Source organism: Psychrobacter sp. TB67 (assembly GCF_000511065.1).
GTDB lineage: Bacteria > Pseudomonadota > Gammaproteobacteria > Pseudomonadales > Moraxellaceae > Psychrobacter > Psychrobacter okhotskensis.
Window position 1 is genome coordinate 110,379 of sequence record NZ_AYYA01000054.1, and the last position, 26,464, is coordinate 136,842.

Annotated in this window: 27 protein-coding genes; 21 read left to right on the forward strand and 6 right to left on the reverse strand. The window is 42.4% G+C overall.

Going from position 1 to position 26,464, the window contains the following annotated elements; translation table 11 throughout:
• Positions 1 to 20: 20 nt before the first annotated feature.
• The 4 genes from rpsK (at position 21) to rplQ (ending at position 2,568) form a co-directional block, all read left to right on the forward strand.
• Positions 21 to 410 carry a 30S ribosomal protein S11 gene (gene rpsK, locus W293_RS0109450; RefSeq protein ID WP_010196728.1) on the forward strand — a complete coding sequence of 130 codons (390 nt, stop codon included), beginning with the start codon at positions 21 to 23 and terminating at the stop codon, positions 408 to 410.
• 48 nt (positions 411 to 458) lie between these two features.
• Positions 459 to 1,100, forward strand: coding sequence for a 30S ribosomal protein S4 (gene rpsD, locus W293_RS0109455; RefSeq protein WP_010196731.1), 642 nt, complete (start codon positions 459 to 461; stop codon positions 1,098 to 1,100).
• Positions 1,101 to 1,181: 81 nt separating this feature from the next.
• The gene (locus W293_RS0109460; protein ID WP_025652194.1) at positions 1,182 to 2,189 is read left to right on the forward strand and encodes a DNA-directed RNA polymerase subunit alpha; all 1,008 of its coding nucleotides are present in this window, start codon (positions 1,182 to 1,184) and stop codon (positions 2,187 to 2,189) included.
• A 19-nt stretch (positions 2,190 to 2,208) separates the two neighbouring features.
• On the forward strand, positions 2,209 to 2,568 hold the full coding sequence (gene rplQ / locus W293_RS0109465; protein WP_025652195.1) for a 50S ribosomal protein L17: 360 nt from the start codon (positions 2,209 to 2,211) through the stop codon (positions 2,566 to 2,568).
• 90 nt (positions 2,569 to 2,658) lie between these two features.
• On the opposite strand, the gene W293_RS0109470 is transcribed toward rplQ, so the two are convergent.
• Both W293_RS0109470 and W293_RS0109475 read right to left on the reverse strand, forming a co-directional pair.
• Positions 2,659 to 3,279, reverse strand: a complete 621-nt coding sequence (locus W293_RS0109470; protein WP_025652196.1) for an L-threonylcarbamoyladenylate synthase — start codon at positions 3,277 to 3,279, stop codon at positions 2,659 to 2,661.
• A gap of 253 nt (positions 3,280 to 3,532) precedes the next feature.
• Positions 3,533 to 4,267 (reverse strand): elongation factor P hydroxylase, encoded by a 735-nt coding sequence (locus tag W293_RS0109475; protein ID WP_025652197.1) that lies wholly within the window; start codon positions 4,265 to 4,267, stop codon positions 3,533 to 3,535.
• Positions 4,268 to 4,649: 382 nt separating this feature from the next.
• On the opposite strand from W293_RS0109475, the gene W293_RS0109480 reads away from it, so the two are divergent.
• The 6 genes from W293_RS0109480 to lysM all read left to right on the forward strand — a co-directional run bounded on the left by W293_RS0109480 (position 4,650) and on the right by lysM (position 9,148).
• Positions 4,650 to 5,243 (forward strand): YceD family protein, encoded by a 594-nt coding sequence (locus W293_RS0109480; RefSeq protein ID WP_025652198.1) that lies wholly within the window; start codon positions 4,650 to 4,652, stop codon positions 5,241 to 5,243.
• Positions 5,244 to 5,561: 318 nt separating this feature from the next.
• A complete protein-coding gene (gene rpmF, locus W293_RS0109485; protein ID WP_010196743.1) occupies positions 5,562 to 5,744 on the forward strand; it encodes a 50S ribosomal protein L32 in 183 nt (60 codons plus the stop codon).
• A gap of 423 nt (positions 5,745 to 6,167) precedes the next feature.
• The gene (gene fabD, locus W293_RS0109490; protein WP_025652199.1) at positions 6,168 to 7,136 is read left to right on the forward strand and encodes an ACP S-malonyltransferase; all 969 of its coding nucleotides are present in this window, start codon (positions 6,168 to 6,170) and stop codon (positions 7,134 to 7,136) included.
• Positions 7,127 to 7,861, forward strand: a complete 735-nt coding sequence (gene fabG, locus W293_RS0109495; RefSeq protein ID WP_240990841.1) for a 3-oxoacyl-ACP reductase FabG — start codon at positions 7,127 to 7,129, stop codon at positions 7,859 to 7,861. Before fabD ends, fabG begins: the two co-directional genes overlap by 10 nt.
• 272 nt (positions 7,862 to 8,133) lie before the next feature.
• On the forward strand, positions 8,134 to 8,370 hold the full coding sequence (acpP, locus tag W293_RS0109500; protein ID WP_025652201.1) for an acyl carrier protein: 237 nt from the start codon (positions 8,134 to 8,136) through the stop codon (positions 8,368 to 8,370).
• 268 nt (positions 8,371 to 8,638) lie between these two features.
• A complete protein-coding gene (gene lysM, locus W293_RS0109505) occupies positions 8,639 to 9,148 on the forward strand; it encodes a peptidoglycan-binding protein LysM (RefSeq protein ID WP_025652202.1) in 510 nt (169 codons plus the stop codon).
• 145 nt (positions 9,149 to 9,293) lie between these two features.
• On the opposite strand, the gene queG is transcribed toward lysM, so the two are convergent.
• Positions 9,294 to 10,520: a tRNA epoxyqueuosine(34) reductase QueG gene (gene queG, locus W293_RS0109510; protein ID WP_025652203.1), complete on the reverse strand. Its 1,227-nt coding sequence runs from the start codon at positions 10,518 to 10,520 to the stop codon at positions 9,294 to 9,296.
• Positions 10,521 to 10,710: 190 nt separating this feature from the next.
• Here queG and W293_RS0109515 point away from each other — a divergent pair, with 190 nt between their 5' ends.
• Positions 10,711 to 12,501, forward strand: a complete 1,791-nt coding sequence (locus W293_RS0109515; protein ID WP_025652204.1) for a bifunctional ADP-dependent NAD(P)H-hydrate dehydratase/NAD(P)H-hydrate epimerase — start codon at positions 10,711 to 10,713, stop codon at positions 12,499 to 12,501.
• A 29-nt stretch (positions 12,502 to 12,530) separates the two neighbouring features.
• Here W293_RS0109515 and W293_RS0109520 read toward each other — a convergent pair whose 3' ends face one another.
• Positions 12,531 to 13,034 carry a DUF4124 domain-containing protein gene (locus W293_RS0109520; protein WP_025652205.1) on the reverse strand — a complete coding sequence of 168 codons (504 nt, stop codon included), beginning with the start codon at positions 13,032 to 13,034 and terminating at the stop codon, positions 12,531 to 12,533.
• A 977-nt stretch (positions 13,035 to 14,011) separates the two neighbouring features.
• Here W293_RS0109520 and W293_RS0109530 point away from each other — a divergent pair.
• The 9 genes from W293_RS0109530 to W293_RS0109570 all read left to right on the forward strand — a co-directional run bounded on the left by W293_RS0109530 (position 14,012) and on the right by W293_RS0109570 (position 22,746).
• A complete protein-coding gene (locus W293_RS0109530) occupies positions 14,012 to 15,724 on the forward strand; it encodes an acetolactate synthase 3 large subunit (RefSeq protein ID WP_198015438.1) in 1,713 nt (570 codons plus the stop codon).
• Complete coding sequence (gene ilvN / locus W293_RS0109535; RefSeq protein ID WP_025652207.1) at positions 15,724 to 16,221, forward strand: acetolactate synthase small subunit; 498 nt, start codon at positions 15,724 to 15,726, stop codon at positions 16,219 to 16,221. Before W293_RS0109530 ends, ilvN begins: the two co-directional genes overlap by 1 nt.
• Before the next feature lie 164 nt (positions 16,222 to 16,385).
• Entirely contained in the window at positions 16,386 to 17,402 is a 1,017-nt protein-coding gene (ilvC, locus tag W293_RS0109540) for a ketol-acid reductoisomerase (protein ID WP_010196778.1), read from the forward strand.
• Positions 17,403 to 17,640: 238 nt separating this feature from the next.
• The gene (locus tag W293_RS0109545; RefSeq protein ID WP_025652209.1) at positions 17,641 to 18,066 is read left to right on the forward strand and encodes a hypothetical protein; all 426 of its coding nucleotides are present in this window, start codon (positions 17,641 to 17,643) and stop codon (positions 18,064 to 18,066) included.
• A 355-nt stretch (positions 18,067 to 18,421) separates the two neighbouring features.
• Positions 18,422 to 18,634 (forward strand): cold-shock protein, encoded by a 213-nt coding sequence (locus W293_RS0109550; RefSeq protein ID WP_010196799.1) that lies wholly within the window; start codon positions 18,422 to 18,424, stop codon positions 18,632 to 18,634.
• A 530-nt stretch (positions 18,635 to 19,164) separates the two neighbouring features.
• On the forward strand, positions 19,165 to 19,725 hold the full coding sequence (locus tag W293_RS0109555) for a DUF421 domain-containing protein (protein ID WP_025652211.1): 561 nt from the start codon (positions 19,165 to 19,167) through the stop codon (positions 19,723 to 19,725).
• A gap of 450 nt (positions 19,726 to 20,175) precedes the next feature.
• The gene (locus W293_RS0109560; RefSeq protein WP_010196801.1) at positions 20,176 to 20,925 is read left to right on the forward strand and encodes an electron transfer flavoprotein subunit beta/FixA family protein; all 750 of its coding nucleotides are present in this window, start codon (positions 20,176 to 20,178) and stop codon (positions 20,923 to 20,925) included.
• Between the two features lie 132 nt (positions 20,926 to 21,057).
• Positions 21,058 to 21,990: an electron transfer flavoprotein subunit alpha/FixB family protein gene (locus tag W293_RS0109565; RefSeq protein ID WP_025652213.1), complete on the forward strand. Its 933-nt coding sequence runs from the start codon at positions 21,058 to 21,060 to the stop codon at positions 21,988 to 21,990.
• A gap of 345 nt (positions 21,991 to 22,335) precedes the next feature.
• Positions 22,336 to 22,746 carry a hypothetical protein gene (locus W293_RS0109570; protein WP_025652214.1) on the forward strand — a complete coding sequence of 137 codons (411 nt, stop codon included), beginning with the start codon at positions 22,336 to 22,338 and terminating at the stop codon, positions 22,744 to 22,746.
• A 317-nt stretch (positions 22,747 to 23,063) separates the two neighbouring features.
• Here the strand turns inward: W293_RS0109570 and W293_RS0109575 are convergent, their stop codons facing one another.
• Together W293_RS0109575 and W293_RS0109580 are read right to left on the reverse strand one after the other, a co-directional pair.
• Positions 23,064 to 23,858, reverse strand: coding sequence for a TrmH family RNA methyltransferase (locus tag W293_RS0109575; RefSeq protein ID WP_037025324.1), 795 nt, complete (start codon positions 23,856 to 23,858; stop codon positions 23,064 to 23,066).
• A gap of 99 nt (positions 23,859 to 23,957) precedes the next feature.
• Positions 23,958 to 24,941: a class 1 fructose-bisphosphatase gene (locus tag W293_RS0109580; RefSeq protein WP_025652216.1), complete on the reverse strand. Its 984-nt coding sequence runs from the start codon at positions 24,939 to 24,941 to the stop codon at positions 23,958 to 23,960.
• Between the two features lie 390 nt (positions 24,942 to 25,331).
• Here W293_RS0109580 and W293_RS0109585 point away from each other — a divergent pair, with 390 nt between their 5' ends.
• A complete protein-coding gene (locus W293_RS0109585; RefSeq protein ID WP_025652217.1) occupies positions 25,332 to 26,405 on the forward strand; it encodes an aspartate carbamoyltransferase catalytic subunit in 1,074 nt (357 codons plus the stop codon).
• The last annotated feature ends 59 nt before the right edge of the window (positions 26,406 to 26,464 follow it).

Here is a 26,464-nt window from a genome sequence, read left to right on the forward strand (position 1 = left end):
TTAACTTAGGAAGCTAAAAGATGGCAAAAGACACTCGCAGTCGCAAAAAGGTGGCTCGTCGTTCAGTATCGGAGGGCATAGCCCATATCCATGCGTCTTTTAATAACACCATTGTTACGATTACCGATCGTCAGGGTAATGCATTGGCTTGGGCCACTTCAGGTGGACAAGGCTTCCGTGGTTCACGTAAATCTACACCATTTGCAGCGCAGGTTGCAGCTGAAGTCGCTGGTAAAGCGGCTCAAGAATATGGTGTTAAGAATATCGACGTTTTGGTCAAAGGACCAGGACCGGGTCGTGAGTCTGCGGTAAGAGCACTAGGTGCATTGGGTTATAAAGTCAACAGCATCTCTGATGTAACCCCAATCCCACACAATGGTTGCCGTGCGCCGAAAAAGCGCCGCGTCTAATATTAAAGACGAAGCTTTTTATCCCAAAAGCTTATAGGAGACATAACAATGGCCCGCTATATTGGACCAAAACTAAAATTATCACGTCGTGAAGGTACGGACTTAGGTCTTAAGTCTGGCGTTAAACCATACGACGTTAAAACTAAGAAAGCTGGTCGTCCACCAGGTCAACATGGTGTAAGCCGTAACAAGACCTCAGAATATGCTCTACAGCTGCGTGAAAAGCAGAAAGTTAAGCGTATCTATGGTGTACTTGAGCGTCAGTTCGCTAACTACTATAAAGAAGCTGCTCGTAAGCGTGGCGCTACAGGTGAAAACCTACTAGCAATGCTTGAGAGTCGTCTAGATAACGTGGTATATCGCATGGGCTTTGGCTCAACGCGCGCTGAAGCACGTCAGCTAGTCAGTCATCGTACTGTTATGGTAAAAAAAGCTGGCCGTGATGAGTTTGTTCGTGTGAACATTCCATCAATTCAGCTACAAGATGGTGATGTCATCGCTATCCAAGAGAAGTCTCGCGAACAACTACGTATCAAAAACGCTATTGAACTGGCGACACAACGTGGTATTCCAGAATGGCTAGATGTTGATCACAGCAAACTACAAGGTACTTTTAAACAAGCACCTGATCGTATTGATCTACCTGCTGAAATCAACGAAAGCTTGATCGTTGAGCTATACTCTAAATAACTGACGTATTAATCAATGTTATAATAATAACATTGATTAAATAGCGTTAATTAAACCAGTTAAATAAATCGAGGTGACATCATGATGCTAAATGCAACTGAGTTTCTAACGCCGAATGCCATTAACGTGGACACGGTTAACGAAACGATTGCGAAAGTCACGCTCGAACCGTTAGAACGCGGCTTTGGGCATACCCTAGGTAATGCCTTACGTCGCATCTTGTTATCTTCATTACCTGGTGCTGCAGTCATTGAAGCTGAGATTGATGGTGTTGACCATGAATACTCAACGCTTGAAGGATTGCAAGAAGACGTGCTTGACCTGCTTTTGAACTTAAAAGGCCTGGCCATCACGCTTCATGACCAAAATGAAGTATTTTTGACCTTGGATAAACAAGGTCCAGGCACTATTACTGCCGCAGACATCGCGTTACCGCATAATGTAGATATTATCAATCCAGAATTGGTATTAGGTACATTAAGCGACCGTGGTCATCTTAAGATGAGTTTGCGTGTAGTAATGGGTCGTGGATATGAGCCAGCAAACCAGCGCCGTGAAGATGGTGATACGAAAGCAATTGGCCGCTTAAAACTTGATGCAAGTTTTAGTCCTGTGCTTCGTGTTGCTTATCAGGTTGAGAACGCACGTGTAGAACAACGTACTGATCTTGATCGTCTTATCATTGAGCTTGAAACTAATGGCACTATAGATCCAGAAGAAGCAATTCGTAAAGCAGCCACTATTTTACAACAACAGATTTCTATCTTTGTTGACCTAGAAGCTGAAGAAGCGCCTGAGCCTGTGAAAGAAAAAGAAGAGGTTGATCCGGTGCTATTACGCCCTGTGGACGATCTTGAACTAACGGTTCGCTCAGCCAACTGCTTGAAAGCTGAAAACATTTACTATATCGGTGATTTGGTACAGCGTTCAGAGACTGAACTACTTAAAACCCCAAATCTTGGTAAGAAATCATTAACGGAAATCAAGGACGTGTTAGCGTCTAAAGATTTGGAGCTTGGTATGCGCCTAGATAACTGGCCACCAGCTGATTTACGTGTTGATGATCGCTTTTCTTATCGTAGCCGTTAAACTTTAAGGATTTTTGACTATGCGCCATCGTAAGAGTGGAGTCAAGCTGGGTCGTACCGGCAGTCATCGTAAGGCAATGTTTCAGAACATGACCAACTCATTATTTGAGCATGAACTGATCAAAACAACTTTACCAAAAGCAAAAGAGTTACGTCGCGTTGCCGAGCCATTAATCACTATGGCTAAAGAAGACAGCGTTGCTAATCGTCGTTTAGCGTTTAGCCGTATGCGTAGCAAAGCTATGGTAGGCAAATTATTTGGCACGTTAGGTCCTCGTTACCAAGCGCGTCCAGGTGGTTATTTGCGTATCGTAAAATGCGGTCACCGTGATGGTGATAATGCGCCAATGGCTTATGTAGAATTGGTTGATCGCGACTAATTTTATACGCTACTCGTAAGATAAAAAAAGCTCCAATTAATTGGAGCTTTTTTTTATGTCTTAAATTTGGTTAATCACATTATTCATTTATTAGAGCAGTAATGAATCGACGTTGGCAGCGCCTTGTCTGATAACTTCAGGTTTGCCGCTAGTCATATCAACGATAGTGGTAAGTTTGGTCGTTTTGATACCAGCATTAATGAGACCATCTATTTGGTTGCCTAACAAATCTTCTATCTCGAATGGATCATCAAGTATGTCATCACGATTCGGTAATATTAATGAGCTGGTTAAAATAGGCTCATCCATGGCTTCTAAAAGCGCTTGAGCGATAGGGTTGCTCGGTACGCGGATACCAATGGTTTTTTTCTTCGCGTGTGCTAACTTCTTCGGCACATCTTTGGTGGCATTTAAAATGAATGTGATAGGGGCAGGGGTGTGTGCCTTGAGCTGTTTGAATTGTACATTGTCTACAGCAGCGTAATTGGCAATCTCACTTAGGTCACGACATAGCAAGGTAAATTGATGCTTTTCATCAAGTGCGCGTATTTGCTTGAGCTTTTCTAGCGCATCTTTGGCACCTAGACGACACCCAAAAGCATAGCTGGTATCGGTTGGATAGATAATCAACTGATCCTTACGCAATAAGTCAGCGGCTTGCTCAATAAGACGTGGCTGCGGATTTTCTGGATGGATATAGAGTACTTGCATAACAATTCCTTATTTTATAATTATGAGTTATAGGCTTTTAGAATGGTCGATCAATTATTTTTATTAAAATATCTTTAGTAATAAATTAAAATTTTATCAACTTAACATACTGTTGAGACTGAAATAGAAACTCTTTATCTAACAGTATAGCCTAAAGCCCATATAAGTTTATTGGCAAGGCGTTACGATGGGTAGGAAATCGTTAACGGATTAGAATTATGCCCGTAAGGGAAGGTATAGAAATTTATAGTGGCTAGGTACTGGTTGATTTATCGTTACAAACTTGCAGTAATATGCACAGTAAAGTTTTAGCATCCCGCGGTAATGTATGAGGGTCAGTAATATAAGCTTCAACTTGTAGATAAACGTCCCGAGCAAAAGTGCTACCGCTGGTATCGAAGTCGGCAAACAAATTATCTTGAGAGACTTGAAAGCGGCGGCCACAGGCAAGAGTGAATAAGCATTCAAGGGCTTGTGGTTTAATCTCTACACGCTCAAACGCTTGCTGCTGAGCGGCCGTACGTCCATCAGGTGCATACCAGTAGCCAAAGTCGCTTAAGCCTCTACGTTCTTTACCAGCGACACACCAATGGCTCATTTCATGCAGCGCACTGGCAAAAAATCCATGCGCGAATTCAATTCGTGCTGGCTGCTGGTCTTGAGCAGGGAAGTATTCTGGTTCACCATCACCGCGAGCTAATATCACTTGCTGTTCGGCAAATAAGGTATTAAATAGATCAATAAGCCAGCTAGTCGCTGCTTGTTCGCTATCTTCTGTAGAGTCAACTCTCTTAGAGATATTTTGCCATTGCACTGCCAACTCTTTTAGGTTTTCGTTTGTCTTATCATTGGGTATGCTAGTTTTTGACGTACTACAACAGGATTTTAACGCTTCATCTTCTAAATTCATCAGACACTGGAGCAGAAGATCTTTGTCAATAGACGACCATAATTCAGAAAAATTAGGATTAGTAGCAGGCGATATCATAAATAAAAGGGTGACCAAATAAGACAAAAGAGAGTACTAGGGCTCTATAGATATAAGCGAGTAATAGGCAATATAAAGATAGACGTAAACTGAGAACTAAAGCGTGTCTTCAATTCACTCGATAGTCATTTAAATGGGTTAAAAATGGCTAAATCTTGCCAAACATCGTCAAATAGCTGGTTAATGTCCTGATATTATCTGTGCTATTTTTCTTGTTTGACGGCAATTTATCTCATTTTTACCACCATTTCTGAAATGAAGACATGCCCTAGCACTAAAATTAGTACCAAAAATCTTAACATACTAGCGCTAGCGCTATTCGGTGCTTTCCGTTAGTATGGCAGGCAATATTATACACCGTTTTTGATGAATGAGGCCGCGTATGTCAAGCACCCCAGATAGTAAGCCGTCAGTGGTTAACGCTGACAATATACAAACGCCGATATCGACCAGCATGCCCGAACACATCTCCCTCAATAAATGGGAAGACACTGGCTTTGAATGGGAAGGGGAGATAGCCCCTGCTACTTTTGAGCGTCTTTCCGCTATATTGACGACCGAGCATGAACAGGCAAACATTCAGCTTAGTATTAATCTATATCGTCGTAGCAATGTCTTACACCTATCGTTCAAATTAGTAGGTGATGTATGGCTGACTTGTCAGCGTTGCTTGCAGCCGGTAGATATTAATTTGACCGATGATTATGATATCGCTCTACTCGATGATGAGAGCCAAGTGCGTCTAATTAACGAAGAGCAAGATTATCTATTGCTTGATGAAGTGGTCACTGAGCAATCGCCTGAGCGTTTATTGCCTTTGAAGAAACTGATTGAAGATGAGATTTTGCTTAAAACACCCATGGCGCCGAAGCATGATGACTGTGAAATGACTGTTGAGCAGTTTGGTGAAATACCAGAAGAGGAAGAAAATGAGAATCCTTTTGCTGCTTTAGCGTCGTTAAAAGGCAAACTATAAGTGTAAAGTTCTGCATTTAGCGGATTTAGGACACCTTTTATCGGCTTTGTGCAGAAGAGTGGCAAGCAGGGCTTTATTAATCGATGAAACATGCGTATAATGTCCCGTTTATTGCATTCTAGCAACACGTTACTTGCAGATAAAAACTGACTAGGCAAATTGACTATAGATTTTAGACGTAGTTAGCATTTTAATGCACGTGGCAATCTATTTAACTAATGATGCGTAAGACTTAGGTTGTTGTGATTATATAGCCTCTGTCAGTATCGACTAAAGCTGAATTTTAAGCTTATCCCTTTTAAGTATAGGAGCTATATCATGGCTGTTCAAAAAAGTCGTAAAAGCCGTTCTCGTCGTGACATGCGCCGTTCACACCATCGTATGGAAGTGGCTGAGCTGAGCGTAGATGCTACCACCGGTGAAAAACATCGTCGTCATCACATGACTAAAGATGGTTTTTACCGTGGCCGTCAGCTGTTCAAGGTCAGTCAAGACGCTTAATTGATTGACTATTTAATCAGTGATGCAACGATACGATAGTGCTGATGGCACTCTACGATTTTTTGCACTGCTATTATTAGGCAATACATTTTGAGCTAACGAAAGCCAAGTTATTCCGCTACCCTTTATTAGGTGTTGGGATAACTTGGCTTTTTGCTATTAAATTTTTATCCTGTCGTTTTTATAAGTGGTTTTTATAAATTGGTATGCCTAAAAACTATCGAAAGTTAAACGCCAAAAGATATCTTACTTCAACGCCTCATTTTTCCATCAGCTATGATAATAGTAGTGGTCAGTGTATAGTTTACCTATATTGAGCTGTCTGAGTGCTCCAATCAAAAATATAACTCTAGACTGCCTCTAATTCTACAATACTCCCCATTTTCTTTAGGGATGTTTCCAATTACATAAGGAATATTGGTTATGGCCTCTGTACCCGATATGATAAAAAAACAGCCAGCCCGCATTGCGATACTTTTCCCCGGACAAGGCTCACAAGCCCTCGGGATGACCAGCGAGCTTGCTGAAATTTATCCAGAGATTCGTGATACTTTCGCTGAAGCTAGTGCTGCGCTTGGTGAAGACTTATGGGCAATTTGTCAGGATGAAGAAAAGCTCAACCAAACGCAATATACTCAGCCAGCCTTATTGACAGCTAGTATTGCTATTTGGCGCATTCTACAACCAAAATTCAAAAAAGCGCCTTGCTATCTGGCGGGTCATTCTTTAGGTGAGTACAGCGCCCTTTGTGCCGCTGGAGTGATATCGCTTGCTGATGCGGTGAAATTGGTACATACGCGTGGTCAACTAATGCAAGAGGCCGTAGTAGGTATCGATACAGCGATGGCAGCAGTGTTGGGACTAGAAGATCATCGCGTGGAAAACTTGTGTGAGCAGGCAACCGAGCATGTTGATGGGGCGGTTGTTGGCGCGGCAAATTTCAATAGCCCAGGACAGGTTGTGGTTTCAGGAAATGCGGCAGGCGTTACGGCTGTTATTGATAAAGTACAAAATACTGGCAAAAAAGCCATTCCGCTAAAAGTAAGCGTGCCATCGCATTGTGCATTGATGGAGCCAGCGAGTAGTGCCTTAGCGGAAGCTTTAGCTGCCATTAAGTTTGATCAAGCGACGATTCCGGTCATTCAAAACCGTCATGCGCGCGTTGAAAGCAGTGCCGTGGGTATCAAGCAGGCATTAACCGAGCAGCTAAGTGAGCCAGTACTGTGGTCGAAAACCATGCAAGAGCTGGCTGATAAACAAATTAATATTTTAATCGAGTGTGGCAGCGGTAATGTACTGAGTAATTTGGCCAAGCGTCAAGCGCAACCGATTACCAGCTATCCTACTGACAAACCCGCCCGTCTTGATAAATTAATGGAGGTATTATCATGAGCCGTACGATTACTCTAGTGACTGGCGCCAGTCGTGGTATTGGCAAGGCCGTCGCCAAACGTTTTGCAAAAGAAGGACATTTTGTTATTGGCACAGCGACCACTGAAAAAGGCGCTGAACTCATTGACGGTTATCTACATGATAGTGGTGGTATTGGCCGTGTGTTAGATGTGCGTGATACCGCACAGGTTGATAAGCTATTTGAAGAGATCGAAAGCGTCTATGGTGCAGTGCAAGTATTGGTCAATAATGCTGGTATTACCCAAGATGGTTTGTTAATGCGTATGAAAGATGAAGATTGGGAAAATGTGATTGATACCAATTTGACATCAGTTTATCGCATGAGTAAACGTGCGGTACGCGGTATGATGAAAGCGCGCCGTGGTCGTATTATTAATATCACCTCTGTGGTCGCACAGATGGGTAATGCGGGTCAATCTAACTATGCTGCTACCAAAGCGGGCGTCGAAGGTTTTAGCCGTACGCTGGCACGTGAGATTGGCTCACGCCAAGTCACGATCAACTGTGTGGCGCCCGGTTTGATTGAGACCGATATGACTGATGAGTTGGATGAGCGCCTACTAAACTCGATGTTAGACGCAGTGCCAATTAGCCGTCTCGGTCAGCCAGAAGACATCGCAGCTGCTGTACATTTCTTAGCCAGTGACGAAGCCAGCTATATCACTGGTGCGGTTATTCCTGTCAACGGCGGCATGTATATGTAGTTTGCTAAACTGCGTTACATACTTATAATAAAAAACTGTGTGAACGAGTGTAAACTATAATAAAGGGTGTTATAATGACGAATACTTTTACGTCAAAGCCCTGTATGATAGCAGGGCTTTACTAGACATTAGACAAAACGTATAACGTGTCATAGAGTACTCAGACGGCAATGCTGATCTGGCAAATTCCATTTTATATACTAGGCGCTAGCGTTTAATTATCACGCTAGCGCAGTTTATTAAAAATAATAGATGATAAAGGAGTAATCTACATGAGTAATGATACCGAGCTAAGAGTAAAAGCGGCAGTAGCTGAGCAATTGGGTATGAACGTTGAAGACATCAATAACGATGCTTCGTTTATGGAAGATTTAGGTGCTGATTCATTGGATTTAGTTGAGTTGGTTATGTCATTCGAAAGCGATTTTGGCATCACTATTCCTGACGAAGATTCAGCTGAATTGACAACAGTCCAAAAAGCAATCGATTACGTACAAGCCCAGCTATAATTCGCTATTCATTTAGCAAGTTTTACATTACCGTTTATCTTGATAGATAAGCGGTTTTTTTATGACTGTCATTTAGCATAACAAAGCCAATATAGCATTAACATAAGCAGGGCTTATTTAACATTACTCAACATACTCTTACTATTCAAATGGAACATCTTTGCTATACTCAGAACGCTAGCAATAGCAAATGATGGTAATAATTAAAAAATTATCGTTAAAATAATAATGATTAATAATGAATAAAAATACTTCAAGGAGCAATTATATGGGTATGTTTAGTTTTGCAAAAGACATCGGTGATAAGATTTTTAACCGTGATGATGACAAGCATGATGCTAAATCAGAAACCAAAGCAGATGCTAGTACACCAGTCGCCAGTGGCGAGCCTTCAGCGCAATCGGTTGCCAACATTTTGCTGCGTCGCATTCAGCAGCAGAATCTCAATATTAGTAACCTAAAAATTAAATATAATGGTTCGACGGATACTGCCGAAATCAGTGGTAATGCTAAAACTCAGGCTGACCGTGAAAAAGCCATTATCGCTATTGGTAACGTTCAGAACGTCGCTAAAGTGATTGATAATATCGATATCGAAGAGGATGCCCCTGAATCTACGATGTATACCGTAAAATCTGGTGACAGCCTCTCTAAAATTGCTAAAGAAGTTTATGGTTCAGCGGGTGATTATACAAAAATCTTTGAAGCCAATAAGCCTATGCTTTCTGACCCAGACAAAATCTATCCTGGTCAAGTATTGCGTATTCCTAAGCCGTAATGATGCAGTTAAAGCTCCTAATCCATAATGCTTAAGTTTAATTAGCATTAGCATATTTAATAGACATAAAAATGCCTCTTATTAAAGAGGCATTTTTGTGTCTAGCATGAGCAAATTTAGCCCATTTAGAGGTTTATCTATTGAATTAAGGACACGCTCTAGTATTCAATTTCTCAGTTTGTTCGCTAAGTGCCCAATCAATATGTTCATCCAGCATGTCGTTATGCAAGCCTAACTTCGATCGTAGGTGAGTGACGATTTCTATACTGGGGTTAGCATTGCCAAGTCCAATGGCGATATTGCGCAAAAAGTTCACATAGCCTGTACGCCTGAGGGGACTGCCTTCAGTTTTTTTCATAAACTCTGCTTCTTGCCATTGCCATAGCTCAAGCAAACTGCTGTTATCAAGCTGATGCCGTGGTGTAAAGTCTTCTACGGTTGTAAGGTTGGCGTAGCGATTCCACGGACAAATAAGCTGACAGTCATCACAGCCAAAGACACGGTTGCCAATTGCGCGTCGATATTTGGTATCAATCACCCCATCATGCTCAATCGTTAAATAAGAGATACAGGCAGAAGCATTGAGCTCATAGGGGGCGACAATCGCTTGGGTTGGACAGATGTCAATACAGGCGCTGCAACTGCCGCAGTGCTCTTTTACTGGCTCATCATCTGGCAGCTCAAGACTCATAAACAACTCACCCAGCACAAAGAACGAGCCCGCTTGTTTGTTTAGCAGTAGCGTATGCTTGCCCGTCCAGCCAAGCCCTGCTGCATCTGCAATAGGACGCTCAAAGATAGGGGCAGAGTCACTAAAAGGTCTAAAAATAAATTCCGAGTCAGCCCCAATATCCAGATGCTGCCATTCGGCAAGCATCGCTTCTATCTTTAAAGCCAATTGCTTTAAACGGCTGCGCATGGTTTTATGGTAATCGCGACCTCTGGCATAGCGCGCAATGATACCTTGGTTGGGATGATCGTTATCAGTGACTGCCCGCGGAGTGGGTGTCTGAGTGAGATAATCCATACGCACGCTGATGATGGTTTTTGCCCCTTCTACCAGTTGGGCAGGATGCGCACGTAGGTGGTGATTGTTATGCATAAACTGCAATTGGCCTTCATAACCTTTATCCAGCCACCGTTGCAATTGTTCAATTTGTTGAGTAAATAAAGGATGATGTACGGATAAGAAGCCACAGTCGGCAAATCCTAAAGACTGTGCTTGGGCCTTAATCCATTGCTTTACCTCTGCGGTAGTGGCAAACGTTGGGCTATTATTCACATTAATTTTTTTTTCGGGCGCAGGGTTAGGCTGAGCTGATATCTGCTGAGTTGCAGAGATAGGCAAGTTTGCTTTAGAAGGATTATTCATGTGTGATAGCAGGTGATAGAGTGAATACCGATATGATAAGCCAGTGAGCTAAGAGCGCAAGCATAAAAGCAAATAAACTCACATTTCATATTGATACATACGTCAAAGTGAGCTTTTGCTAAGCTGAGATAAGCGAGTAACCAGCAAGTTTTAATATGATCAAACACCAATAAAAATAATAGAGGACATTATGAAAGCTCAATCTAAAGTATTCTTAGCAGACACAACCAGACCGATAGCGCTCTATAGCAGCGAGCAGGTCTACGCTATGGAGCAAGCTTGGTTTGCAGAGGGTTATGATAGCTTAGGACTGATGAAGCAAGCAGCTTGGCAAATGGCGCAGCATATCGAGCGGCTCTATGAGCAAAAATATCTCCAAGCTCGTGCCTCAGCTGATCATAAAGTTTATCGACGTAATAGTTGTCAGCAACGAGCGAGTATCTGGGTAGGAAAGGGCAACAATGGCGGTGATGGTTGGCTTATTGCCTACTATCTGCAACAGGCAGGCTGGCAAGTACAACTCCTCACAGTCGGTTATACTGCCGATGATCTGGAAACAGACAATCTAATGAATGCCTTTAACAAAGCAGACAAGCACGACGTTGTATCTGATGCTAAGCAAGCGCAACAAATAGCCCTATCTGCCAAGGTGCCTTACCAACGCTTTGAGGATAGTAGGGCCAGTCAAAGTGAGATAAGAGAAACGGACTCGCCAGCTGATATTTATATCGATGCATTGTTTGGTATTGGACTTGACCGTGCACCTGAAGGTGTTTATGAGCAGGCTATTAGCGCCTTTAACAAGATAACGCAACTAAATGATGCTTTAGCAATTGCCGTTGATATCCCGAGTGGCTTAGTGGCTTCTACTGGTCAAGTATTTGAGCGTATTGCTATACATGCTGACGTAACGTTGTGTTTGATTGCTCGTAAATTTGGCTTACATACCAAAGATGGTATGGACTATAGCGGAAAAGTGATTGATATACCGTTAATACCGACTCAGCTCAGCAACTCAGCCGCCACACTGGTAACTGTGGCTCATGCTTTAAATACTCGTCGACAGAACAGCTACAAAGGTAGCTATGGTCACGTCTTGGTCATTGGTGGTAATCGAATTAATGGCTCACAAGGTATGGGCGGCGCAGCCATTCTATCTGCTAGCAGTGTCATGGCGACCGGTGCGGGCAAAATTACTGTGGCTTGTCACGACGCCTTTCATGGCGCCCTATTAACATCATTACCAGATGCAATGACAATCGATTTGCATGATAAAGAAGGGGTGAGGAAATTAATTAAGGAAGCTAGCGTCGTTACCATTGGTATGGGACTGGGACGTGATGAAAAGGCACAAGCACTTTTCATTCATTATGTTCAGGCTGCCATAACAGAGAAGAAGCCACTGGTCATTGATGCTGACGGCCTTTATCATCTGGCATCGTTACAGATGGAGAGTCAGGAGCACGAACTCATCGCTCAGCTGCGACAACACAGTATAGATCATCAGGTTTGTTTGACACCGCATAGCGGTGAAGCGGCTAGATTGCTTGATAAGAAAGTTAGTATTGTAGAAGATGATCGATTGGCAGCTATAAAACAATGTGCTAACACTTATGGCGGTGATTGGGTGCTAAAGGGCGCAGGTTCATTGGTACTGGAGCAAAGCATATTAGAGCAGAAGGGTTCGCAAGCGCATGTTTATGTTTGCGGCTTGGGTAATGCAGGTATGGCAAGCGCTGGCATGGGCGATGTATTGTCTGGGGTGATTGCTGGGCTGTTGGCACAACAAGATCTAGAAGACGAAGCGCGCTGCTTGCACCAAGCGGTTCTTCTGCATGCGCTAGCAGGAGACGCTTTGGTGAATGATACTGACCATTACCAGCATAATAGCTCACTACTGATTGGACAGCGCGGGCTACAAGCGCAAGATATGCCAGCAGCCGTTCGTCATGTCATGCAATTGATTACCAATAAAAATTAAGTAGGGTAGTGTGCCGTATTAAATAAAAACTAGGTCGTAGAGCCATTACAATACTGAGTGATGGCTTGTTGCACGCGCTCACGCTTAAGCTCGATTTCGCGACCATCTAAGTATTCACGTTTGCCATCACTATCCATCTCATAGATACGCCCGCCAACGTTTAGATTGGTCAAGTTATTGCGTAGTGATTGGCAACGCTGCGCATTGGCTTGCGCTTCTTGATCCTTGATACGTGCTTCTAGTTGGGCCACCCGCTGTTCTTCTGCACTTTGAGTAGGCGTGTTTTGGTTAGCCTCTGTCTTTCCTGCTAACTGGCCTGCATTATTCTGTCTACCGTCACTACGAAACTCGATGACTTCAATATTTCTGCCCTCTTGCGGCGAGTGCTGGCTGTACTTCACTTCGCCATGCGTACCAATCGATTTATACACTTGGATAGCATGACTGGCATTCATTGACAGCATTATCATACACGCAGTACTGATACTGATAAGCAGCTTGGCAGGGGTATGTATGGTAGACGTGTATGCCATAGTAGCAATCCTCTTAAGGGGTAAAAAATGAAGGTAGACATTTATTTAAGGGTAGTATTTACATTGATAAATAACAATATGAATACAGTAGCGTTTGATTTTAGCAAATAATGCTTATGAATGTACATTATTTAATAACTAATAGTTAGGGGTGGGTTTTAGAAGTTTTTCTTGACAATAGGACTCAAACCATTGAATATAATAGCAGTTGATTGGTCAGTGAGCGGCTTTTATGATATTGCCGTGGCACTTGAGAATGAGAACTACGGGTTACTTATCGGTAGCTTACGTCGTTTTATTTTCTTTGTGATAATGATATGGCAAAAATGATGATCATAGCGATTATTATTAATAACTGTATATGTTGTCTCCGGACTTATCTGTCTACAATGACTAAGATAAACTTATTATTTGAAATACGCTAAGTGTGGATTTTTGCGGTTGTATTGCTTGCATTAAATGCAAGACAATATTCGGTTATGATATTTTTTATTAGCTTATTATAAGATCGGATGATCTTATGAAATAGTATTGGCTATTAGAATTATTTTATGACTTTAGCTATAGCAGCGCCTCTTTTATAAACACTATCGCTCATAAGTAATAAGCCTCTTTTATAGATGCACTCGCATCTTGTCATAGTATATCGATAAACTCCTGTCACAAAACTGACCCCAAATACATTGCTATGTTTGAGTATTCTCTTGCGTTGTACAATGCAATTACTTAAATATAGTGGGCACACATTCTTGATATGGACAAGGATTGGCAATCATTTTTATAAGACTTAAAATAACGCCCAAACGTGGTTGTTTTCTTTTATAAAATAACGCAAATTCTCGCCGCAAAAAAAGGTGATGACAGTGACGCAAACCACGCAAAGTCCGAATATGACGGGACATACCCAAACAGGTAATGCCGCCAAAAATTTTGAAGAAAAGCAACAACGTCTTGCCGAAGGTAGCAAGCAGCCTGTGATGCTATCTGGTGCTGAGATGCTGGTGCAATCGCTGACGGATGAGGGTGTCAAATATATTTTTGGCTATCCAGGCGGCGCAGTGCTGCACATTTATGACGCGTTGTTTCAGCAAGACAACATCGAACATATTTTAGTGCGTCATGAGCAAGCAGCTGGCCATATGGCTGATGCTTATTCGCGAGTGACCGGCAACACAGGTGTCGTGCTGGCCACGTCAGGTCCTGGTGCTACCAATACAGTAACCGCTATTGCCACCGCCTTCATGGACTCAGTGCCGATGGTCGTAATTTCAGGTCAGGTGCCAAGCAGTTTAATCGGTGAAGATGCGTTCCAAGAAACCGATATGATCGGGGTCTCTCGTCCTATCGTGAAGCATAGCTTTCAAGTACGCCATGCTAGCGAAATCCCAATGATTGTCAAAAAAGCCTTTTTTATTGCGCAGTCTGGTCGTCCAGGTCCTGTCGTCATTGACGTACCAAAAGATATGACCGCGCCTAGCGAAAAATATGCCTACGAGTACCCAGATGAGGTGTTTATACGTTCGTACCAGCCTTCAGTGAAAGGGCATGGCGGCCAAATTAAAAAAGCGGTTGAGACCTTATTATCAGCGCAGCGTCCTGTTATCTATGCGGGCGGTGGCGTGATTTGGAGTAAAGCCCACAAAGAGCTGACCGAACTTGCACATCGTCTAAACTTGCCAGTGACCAATACGCTAATGGGTTTGGGAACATTCCCTGGCTCTGATCGTCAGTTCTTGGGCATGCTTGGTATGCATGGTACTTATGAAGCCAACATGAGCATGCATCATGCAGATGTTATTTTGGCAGTGGGTGCGCGTTTTGATGACCGTGTCACTAATAATGTCAAAAAATTCTGCCCGAATGCGACCATCATTCATATCGATATCGATCCAGCTTCTATCTCCAAGACTATTTTTGCCCATATTCCTATCGTTGGTGACGTAAAATCAGTACTTACAGATATGTTGGAAATTATCGGCGAAGATAAAGAGTTGGAGCAGCATGCCTTACTAGACTGGTGGGCACAGATTAATGAATGGCGTAAGCGTCATGGTCTGCGTTATGACACCAACACTGACAATGGCATCAAGCCCCAAGCGGTCGTTCAAGCACTAGATAAAGTGACCAACAGCAACGCTATTATCACCAGTGACGTTGGTCAGCATCAGATGTTTGCCGCGCTTTACTACACCTATTTAGAGCCGGGTCAATGGCTCAATTCGGGTGGTTTAGGTACGATGGGTGTTGGCTTACCGTATGCGATGGCAGCCAAACTTGCCAATCCAGATCGCGATGTGGTTTGTATTACTGGCGAAGGCTCTATTCAGATGAATATCCAAGAGCTATCGACGTGCTTACAGTACAATCTACCGGTCAAAATATTGAACCTAAATAACGCGCAGTTGGGTATGGTGAAACAGTGGCAAGACATGCTGTATGAGGGTCGTCATGCGTCATCTTATATGAATTCATTACCAGACTTTGTCAAGCTAGCTGAAAGTTATGGTCATGTTGGTATCAAGATTACTGATCCTACCACCATGGAAGCACAGATTGCAGAAGCCATGGCAATGAAAGACAAGCTGGTATTTATTGACGTTTATGTCGATCGTAATGAGCATGTATATCCAATGCAAATCGCTGGACAGACGATGCGTGATATGTGGTTAACCAAAGGGGAGCGTACCTAATGCAACAACAACATCTGATTTCGGTATTGATGGAAAACGAAGCGGGTTCGTTGTCGCGGTTAGTCGGCTTGTTCTCACAACGTGGCTATAATATCGAAACCTTAAACGTCGCCCCAACAGAAGATCCGAGTATTTCGCGTCTGACGTTAACCACCATTACTTCCCCTGAAAGAATTGAGCAGATCACCAAGCAATTGCATAAATTGATTGAAGTGGTTAAAGTGCTTAATCTATCAGACACCGTTCACGTTGAGCGTGAGTTAATGCTAGTCAAAGTTCGCGCAACGGGTAGCGTACGTGAAGAGATCAAACGCAGCGCAGATATTTTCCGTGCACAAATTGTTGACGTCAATGCCAATCTCTATACGATTCAGATCGTTGGCGATACGGCTAAGCTGGATGGTTTTATCGATACTATCGGCCGAGAACGTGTCTTAGAAGTGGTACGTTCGGGTGTGATTGGTATTGCACGTGGAGAAAAAACACTGAGTATTTAATACGCTTAGTGGCTGAGCAACTGAATAGTTAATCAAAATCATTTTAGTTATAATCTATCTACCATTAACATAACGCTTATGTTAGTGACCATTTTACGATAATGGCTACTGCATAAGCGTTTACTATCCATGGCACGCCATGATTGAGGAAAAGGACTCTATTTATGAACGTTTATTATGATAAAGATTGCGATCTATCGATTATCCAAGGCAAAAAAGTTGCGATTATTGGTTACGGTTCACAAGGCCATGCACACGCACTTAACCTACAAGATTCAGACGTCGATGTGACTGTTGGTCTACGCGCGAACTCAAGCTCATGGAAAAAGGCGGAAAACGCTGGTCTAAAAGTTGCTGAAGTGGCTGATGCAGTTAAAGCTGCTGACGTGGTTATGATTTTGACCCCTGATGAGTTCCAAAAAGAGCTTTATAACAACGAGATTGAGCCTAACATCAAAGAAGGGGCTACGTTAGCTTTTGCTCATGGTTTCGCGATTCATTATAACCAAGTCGTTCCTCGCAGCGATCTTAACGTTATCATGGTTGCGCCTAAAGCACCTGGTCACACCGTTCGTAACGAATTCACCAAAGGCGGCGGTATTCCAGATTTGATCGCTATCTATCAAGATGCTTCAGGTCAAGCCAAGCAATTAGCTTTGTCTTACGCAGCTGGTGTTGGTGGTGGTCGTTCAGGTATCATCGAAACCACGTTCAAAGATGAAACTGAAACCGATCTATTTGGCGAGCAGGCCGTTCTTTGTGGTGGTGCTGTTGAGCTAGTAAAAATGGGTTTTGAAACGCTAACAGAAGCGGGCTATGCGCCAGAAATGGCTTACTTTGAGTGTTTGCACGAGCTTAAGCTTATCGTAGACCTCATGTATGAAGGCGGTATCGCTGACATGAACTACTCAATCAGTAACAACGCTGAATATGGCGAATATGTGACTGGTCCTGAAGTCATCAATGAGCAATCACGTGAAGCTATGCGTAATGCGCTAAAACGCATCCAATCTGGCGAATACGCAAAAATGTTCATCAGTGAAGGCGCAACCAACTATCCATCAATGACGGCTCGTCGTCGTAACAACGCTGAGCATCAAATCGAAGTGACTGGTGCTAAATTGCGCGGCATGATGCCTTGGATTGGCGGCAACAAAATCATCGATAAAGACAAAAACTAAGTCAATACTTATGATGGTAAGGCTTAATAAGTCTTAACAGACCCCGTGTTATCAAGTGATAGCACGGGGTTTTTATTGCTATCAGCAGTGCGTGATGGTTCGATATTACCTTTCACTCATTATAGCGGTTGAAAACCAGTAACCCACACCCAATGTAGGCAAGCGTCGGTTCAGTTACCTGACTATGTCGGTGACTATTTCTCTTCTTATTTTTTCCATAGATTACAGGTTGTATGTTGTGCAAATATCTTTTCCAGACTGGCTAACGCCGCAATTCGTGTATATTACTCTTAGTGCTGTCGTGGCTGTTTTGATTTGGATCGAAGGTGAGATGCTCAAAGGCACCGATGGCAAGCTGCCACAATCTAAGTTTTTTCAAATCAGCTCACTGCTAGACACTTCATGGTTTTTTATCTCTGTGGTAATGTTATATGTGATCGATCTAACGCCTTTGGCGGTTGCAGTGCCTGCCGCATACGGGATTTATACGGTGTTTGGTTGGGTTTACGGCACCAGATTGTTAAAGCGTAAAGGTATCCCAGACTCACCCAAAGATTTGGTCATACCAACTAAATATATCGCGTATAGCCAATCGTTTTCTTTAATATTTTTTGCCCTTTGCTTACTGGTGCTAACCTCGCCTTGGCTACCCTTGACCCAATAAATGTGCGCAAAAGATAGGGAGACTTAATTTTTATTATTGAATATATATAACAAGAATATTGAAATTGAAAGTAATAAACAGGGTCTATATGAGATAACAAGCCATCAAAATATGGTGACAAAAGGTTATTGAAGGGTTCTTATATTGTTTACAAAACTCTGCAATTTAATATGTTGCAGTCAAAAAAAACTGTTATAATCAAGCTGTACTCAATGGATTTGAGGCAAAAACCATAAGTTATCTTCTTGATATATTATGAGTTTGAGCCGTCGCATTCAGCAAAAAATCTAGGGTATATATCAATTAATCGGTGATGACACACGTCTCGCCAACAGTTAAAGAGTCAGGAAAATTTATGTCAGATAAAGTTGAAGGCACTGTAAAGTGGTTTAATGAAGCTAAAGGTTTTGGTTTTATCGCTCAAGACAATGGCGGACAAGACGTATTCGCTCACTACAGCGCTATCCAAGGTGGCGGTTTCAAAACCCTAGCTGAAGGCCAAAAAGTATCTTTCATCTTAGGTGATGGCAAAAAAGGCCCACAAGCTGAGCAAATCGAAGCCATCTAATTTTAACGGCTGTTGAGTATCACTGTTAACAGTATTCTCGGCAATGTTAATCTTAATAAGATGTACAGATTTCTTTGTTTGTTAAAAAAATAAAAATACTGTTTAGACTTTAAAAAAAAGCAACCTCTCATCAGGTTGCTTTTTTTATACCATTTATTTCACATCGAAAATAGGGTCTGTTGAACATTCAAATATTAGGACTGCTGATTGCTAAAATCGTCCCAAACTAGGCGTAAACCGACGATAATGTCGAGACCTTAGCTAGGTTTACAACAACGTTTGGGGTGATTTTAGTATCAGCCTTTCAGGGCAGGGCTATTTTTTGCCAATACATGGTGAAATTATCTAACCTAGAATGACTAGGCGTCAAAAATTTCACTGCGTATTGTCTAAAAAATAGCCACTGCCAGTGCCACATTTAAATATTCAACAGACCCTAATAGTCGTTAAATATTAGCAGTTTAAGCAGTCGATGATTCCAGATAATGTAACGTATTTACGTAATAAAAATGCAGGAAAGAGGGTATTTTATGAAGTGGCAGACATGGTTTTCGATTGAGTGGCAGCAAGTGCTGGGTATTTCATTATCAGCGCTTGGGTTTTATTTAGGCTTAATGCTATTTACACGATTAATGGGGCTACGAAGTTTTTCTAAGCTCTCGAGCCATGATTTTGCCATGACAGTTGGTATTGGTAGCATACTGGCCTCAACAGTATTGTCTGATAGTCCGTCTTTGTTACAAGGCTTGTTCGCCGTTGCTGTGCTATTTGTGATTCAAGGGGTTATCTCAATTATCAGACGTAAAGTCAAACCGTTGAAATCCTTGATTGACAATCAGGCCATCATATTGATGGCGCATGGGGAATATTTTTCGGATAATTTAAAAGAAGCAAACCTGAGCACCAGTGATGTGCAAGAAGTACTACGCAAAAATGGACTCAAATCTAAGAGCGAAGTCTTTGCAGTAATTATGGAAACAACAGGGGACATGAGTGTCATTAAAAATGATAACACCCCTCCTGACTGGTCGCTGTTTGATGATATTCGTGACAGTCATTTATTAATTAAGCCTGATAACAGCCTTTCATAAGATATTTTGGACGTAAAAAGCTTTAACGTGAGTAATAATAACAAAACGTTAAATAAATAAGGCGTTGATAATGCTATAAAGGGCAAAAGGTTAAGCACCTTATTAGGATAAAACCGTGAAATAATAGGTCTATAAACTATTTTTTAAAAAATAGTGACAAATTTATGACGCATTATTCACGGCACTTCCTTGACCTTAAGGCGCTGCTCGCGCAAGATAGATAGGTCTGATAATAACGGTTGGCTTAGCTTTAACAGATTTGATGAGTAGAGAATAGCAGACCGATACCCTTTGGTATTGTTTTGGCATTCTTGAATATTAATTTGCTGTTGAGGCAGTAACGACCTTAAGTAGCATTTTGAACGACGATTTGAACCACAGTTTAAAAGATGAACCTTTGGTTCTTAACTGACAATTTTTTAATTCATAACATTAATAAACGAGGAACGTATGAAAGCATTAGTAGCGGTCAAGCGTGTCATTGATTATAACGTAAAAGTTCGTGTAAAAGCTGATAACTCTGGCGTGGATCTATCTAACACCAAGATGTCAATCAACCCTTTTGATGAAATTGCAGTAGAAGAAGCCGTTCGTCTAAAAGAAGCGGGTGTGATTGACGAAATCATTGTTGCGTCTATTGGTCCAAAAGAGTCACAAGAGCAAATCCGTGCAGCGCTAGCATTGGGTGCTGATCGTGGTGTTTTAGTATTGACTGACGCCAAGCCTTATCCACTGCAAATCGCTAAGATTCTGAAAAGCATTGCTGAGTCTGAATCTACAGATATTATCCTATTGGGTAAGCAAGCGATTGATGACGACAACAACCAAACTGGTCAGATGCTAGCCGCATTGATGGGTATTGGTCAGGGTACGTTTGCCTCAGAAGTGAAAGTTGAAGGCGATAAAGTCAACGTCACACGTGAAATCGATGGTGGTTTACAAACGCTTGCACTTGACTTGCCAGCAGTGATTACCACTGATTTGCGCTTGAATGAGCCACGTTATGCCAAACTGCCTAACATCATGAAAGCGAAGAAAAAGCCACTTGATGAAAAAACGCCAGCTGATTTTGGTGTTGATATGGCTTCTAAGCAAGAAATTATTAAAGTTGTGCCACCTGCTGAACGTAAAGCTGGTATTACAGTTAAGTCAGTTGATGAATTGGTCGATAAGCTAAGAAACGAAGCAAAAGTAATCTAGTACTTTGTTATAGCGTATTCTGTGTAAAATTATCATGACGCTGCTCGTGTATTTTAAAGCTAAGCGTATGCATAATTTTATGAACAGATGACCACATGAATAGATGATACGAACAAATAAAGGATAAAAATAATGGCAATTTTGGTATATGCAGAACATGACAATGCCAGTCTAAAAAAGGCAACTTTAAACACTATCGCTGCTGCTAAACAAATGGGTAGTGATGTCCATGTATTGGTCGCCGGTAGTGGTGCGCAAGCAGTGGCTGATCAAGCAGCAAAAGCTGAAGGCGTGGCTAAAGTACTATTGGCTGACAATGCAGCTTATGAGCATCAATTGGCTGGTAACATAGCGCTATTGGTTGCTGATATTGCTGGTGATTACAGCCATATCATTGCACCTGCTACAACGACTGGCAAAAACTTCATGCCACGTGTTGCAGCATTACTTGATGTGAGCATGTTGTCAGAAATCTCTGCTGTCGTAGATGCGCAAACTTTTGAGCGTCCTATCTATGCAGGCAACGCAACAGCGACTGTTAAAACATCAGAAGATAAAGTGGTATTGACGGTACGTACGACCGCGTTTGATCCAGTCGCGAGCGAAGGTGGTTCAGCCACCGTCGAAACGATTGACAACGTGCAAGAGTCTGGTAAAGCAAGCTTTGTGAATGAAGAAATGGCGAAATCTGACCGTCCTGAATTGACCTCAGCAAGCATCGTTGTTTCTGGTGGCCGTGCATTGGCCAATGGCGAAAACTTCACCAAGTACATTGAGCCATTAGCGGACAAATTAGGCGCAGCGGTTGGTGCATCACGTGCTGCTGTTGATGCAGGCTATGTACCAAACGATATGCAGGTCGGTCAAACGGGTAAAATCGTTGCACCAGATTTATATATCGCTGCTGGTATCTCAGGTGCTATTCAGCATTTGGCTGGTATGAAAGACTCTAAAATCATCGTTGCTATCAACAATGACCCAGAAGCGCCTATCGCAAGCGTTGCTGATTACTTCTTAGAAGCTGATTTGTTTACAGCGTTGCCTGAGCTGACCAGCAAGGTTTAATGATTTTTGCTGAACAGCTGATAATAGAGCGTTTCAAACTATTATTGATGGTTCGCTACGCTACTAATATACACTGATTTATAAAGCCCTCGACCAGTTTGGTTCGAGGGCTTTTTTTATAACTGCGTTAAAGTCTAAAAATCTTATCTAAACTTATCAATCTATGGCCAATATCTCGATATTATCTGCGCTATTTTCCTTGTTTGGTTGCTATTTTTTTTCATTTTTCTCAGCATTTTTAAAATGAGGGCACGTTCTATTAGGAGATTGGTTTAGTTAAACAAACGAATGTGCGATACTATTATTTGTCTAAAACTTTCAGGGATAAGATTACAAGGAGTAAACATGAACGCAATTTTACAGCTAGAACCCACTTGGCAACAGTGGATTGCAGAAAACATCGAGCGCGGCGTACCCCCTAATAAGATTATCAGTACTCTCTTTGAAAGAGGGTTTTACAGTGCTGCTTACGAGTTAATGTCACAACAGTCGGATGTTATCAATATTCCCTACATAGACATGACTCACAATTCGATAGAATTGCCAGATAAGACGGTCAAGTTGGCATCAACTTTTCATCCCCCTTTTGTGGCTGTCATAGAGAGTTTTTTGAGTCATCAAGAATGTGACCAACTTATAAAAAGCACTGAAGGTAAAATGAAGGAATCCAGAGTCGTCAGTCCTACTGATGGCACTTTTGCCGCGCATCATGCCAGAACCAGTTGTAGAAGCTGGGGGTGGTACCAGTTTTCCTAAAGTAAATCTTGAGGTGCGACCCAAAAAGGGCATGGCTTTATATTTTGCTAACACTAAGTTTGATGGTAGTGTTGAACCTTTAAGTCTGCACGCTGGTATGCCAGTGATAAAAGGTACAAAGTACTTGGCTACTAAGTGGTTACGTACTAACCCTTATATAGGCTAGTTTGTATTCGTATCAAGAACAGCATCAACGGACAGTTCTATCGGTAAAAGGGATAGAATATTGTTCTAAAACCAAAAAAATAGCTGGATAACCATATGTAGTTATTCAGCTATTTTTTGGTTAATATTTCTTCATACAATCAAAATTAAGGTTAACAGTACTTCCTTTGACGCAACGTCTCATATAGACATAATGAGCCTGCAATGGCGACATTGAGGCTTTCTTGACCATTAGGCTGTGGTAGAGCAATAGGGGTGGCACACTGCATCAGTTCATCACAAACGCCTTGTCCCTCATGACCCAGAATCCAAGCGATTGGTTCTTTTAAGTCATGTTGGTAAATTACTGTATCGGTATGTGAGCTGGTTGCTAATAGGGGTACTTGGACATAATCTAATATATCTTGCACGCTGAGACCTTCATAGATAGTTAGGGCAAACTGCGCACCCATACCTGCTCTTAGCGTCTTAGGAGACCATGCTTGTGCTGTGGCATCGGTACAGAGTATGTTCTTGATGCCAACTGCTGCTGCAGTGCGTAGTAAAGTACCAACATTACCACTATCCTGGACATCATTAAGGATCAGGCAATCATCATTAATTATCGTTAAGCCATGGATTGGTATATTGATAAGCGCCATGATGTCGATACCCGTACCCAAGCTACGAATACTCTCATATAGCGAGTCTGATAACGTTAAGATAGGCGTATAAGTCGGCAGACGAGTTAAAACCTGCTGAACCTCAGAGTTATTATGGGCAGATTCGGCTAGCAAAATTTGGGTAAACGGGTAGTCACTACGCAGAGCCGCATCAATGAGATGAATCCCTTCAATGACAGTCTGACCTTGTTTTTTACGCTGGCGTGCCTGCGCCAATAGTGCCTTTACCAGCTTGACCGTCGTATTCTTATCTGAGGTAATCAGCTCGGTGGGATTTGCTACCATAATGGATCGCTTAAAAAATATAGAGAATTTGAACCATCAGTATAAAACCATATAATTAATAAAGTTTGTACTGATGGCTATCAGATTGATTCGGCTAATTTATTGACCAGCATGCTTTACATGTAAGTCTTTAATGTAGGCCACTTCGTTTTTGCTACCAAGTACCACTGGGACACGCTGATGAATATCTGTCGGTTCAATATCCAGAATGCGATTAACCGCATCCGTTGCACCGCCACCCGCCCGCTCAATCAATAAACTCATCGGGTTAGCTTCGTACATTAAGCGCAATTTGCCTGCTTTATTGGCATACTTGGTGTCAAATGGATAAGTGAAGAGACCACCGCGACATAAGATACGGTGCACGTCACCAACCATGGCGGCAACCCAGCGGGTATTGAAGTCGCGACCACGCACACCAGCTTCGCCAGCGATTAATTCATCGATATACTGCTGCATCGGTGCGCGCCAATAGCGATAGTTTGAGGCATTGATAGCATATTCACTGGTATCGGCATTGATTTGGACATTGTCTTCAATCAGTATATAGTCATTAGTGTCGGGATCTAAGCTAAACATAACGACGTTATTTGCGATGGTCAGCGCTAGTACAGTGGAGGTGCCATATAATAAATAGCCAGCTGCTAGCTGCTGATTGCCCGCTTGTAAGAAGTCGCTATTTTCACTGAGTTGACCTTGGCGCTGGTAGGGGAGAATAGAGAAAATAGTGCCAACCGCCATATTAATATCGATATTTGATGAACCATCTAGAGGATCGAACAAGACCAAGAGGCTGCCATCGGCATTGGCGGGAGTCGCATCATCAAGCTCCTCTGAAGCAACCCCTGCGCAATGAGTATTTTTTGCCAAAGCATCTAACAATAAATCATTGGCCAATACGTCTAGCTTCTTTTGCTCTTCGCCTTGGACGTTTTGATTGCCGGCTTCACCCAAAATATCTGCTAACGCCCCTTTTCTAAGTAACTGCGAAATGGTTTTGCCAACGCCTGTGACCGTCGTAATGACGTCGTTCAGTGCAGGACTGTTCGCATTGGTGTTTAAATAATGTGCTAAGGTCGTCATGAGGCTTCCTAATAAATGGCATGAAAAATTGAGAAAAGATAAGCGTTAAAGGAATTTAACAGGTAGTACGAGCTACTCTCTGAACAAGTAAATCTTCAAATAGGTGGCATAGCGTCTTTGTCCTGACCACAAAATCAGCTACACTATCGCTATTATTATTTATTGATAGTTTTACAATGCTGGTTTTCTATTGTGGTGGGTACCGGTCTATGCCTATTATTTAATAGGGTAACTGAGTGAGTTTTATATCGCTTATATGATTACAGTAAATTGTAGCAAATAAGCGTCTAAATGTCCCCGTATCTGTGCGTATCCGCTATAAATCAACAAACAAAGATGAATAAACCCGTTATTATTGACTCTATAAACCAACGATAAAGACTTGCCATTATGTCAAATTCTACTGATAGCAGTGCAGCCCATAGCATTTCACCGACAGATTATGCCAAATTCGATCCCGATACCATTCATCAAAAATTGAATACCTCATTGAGTCGTCCACAGCTTAATGTAGATGGTGGTATCCGGCATTTTTTGGGCGTGGAAGGGTTAAATAAAGCACAGTTACAGGCAATTATTGCCAAAGCTGAGACATTTTTTGATGATAATGGACAATTGATCAATCGTCCTGAGCTGGAAGGCTACACGGTGATGAATCTGTTTTTTGAGCCATCAACGCGTACGCGTACGACCTTTGAAGTGGCTGAAAAACGTCTGGGTGCCAATGTGCTGAATATCGATATCGAGCGCTCTAGTACCAAAAAAGGCGAGAGCCTGCGCGATACCTTGTGGAATCTGCAAGCCATGACGGCGGATATCTTTGTCGTACGCCACTCTGCCTCAGGCGCTGCCCATTTTATGGCGACGGAAGTCACACCTGATATCGCTATCATCAATGGTGGCGATGGCTGGCACGCGCATCCAACCCAAGGGATGCTTGATATGCTCACCATTCACCGCGAAGCGCCGCGCCCCTTTGAAGCGCTGTCGGTTGCGATTGTTGGGGACATTAAGCACTCACGCGTCGCGCGCTCAGATATCAGTGCCTTGCAAACGTTAGGTGTCAAAGATATTCGTGTCTGTGCGCCACGTACTTTGTTGCCTAAAGGCATTGAGCGTTTTGGCGTACAAGTTTATGAAAATATGAATGAATGCGTGACCGACTGCGATGTCATTATGGGTTTGAGAATACAAAACGAGCGTATCGGCTCGCCGCTGCTAGCATCATCGAATGAATACTATAAGCACTATGGTATTACCCCAGAGCGTGTAGCTTTAGCCAAGCCTGATGCGTTGGTGATGCACCCAGGTCCGATGAATCGCGGTGTTGAGATTGCCTCTAGCGTTGCTGATGGTGCCCAATCTGTGATTCTAAAGCAGGTTAATAACGGTATTGCGATTCGTATGGCAGTATTGTCACTCGCGATGGAAGGTCAACGCGCTCATCAAGCAGCTGGTAAATAATAGCTGCTGCACTGTCTTATTTTCACTTATTTCATTTTATTGATACGGTAATAACGCTC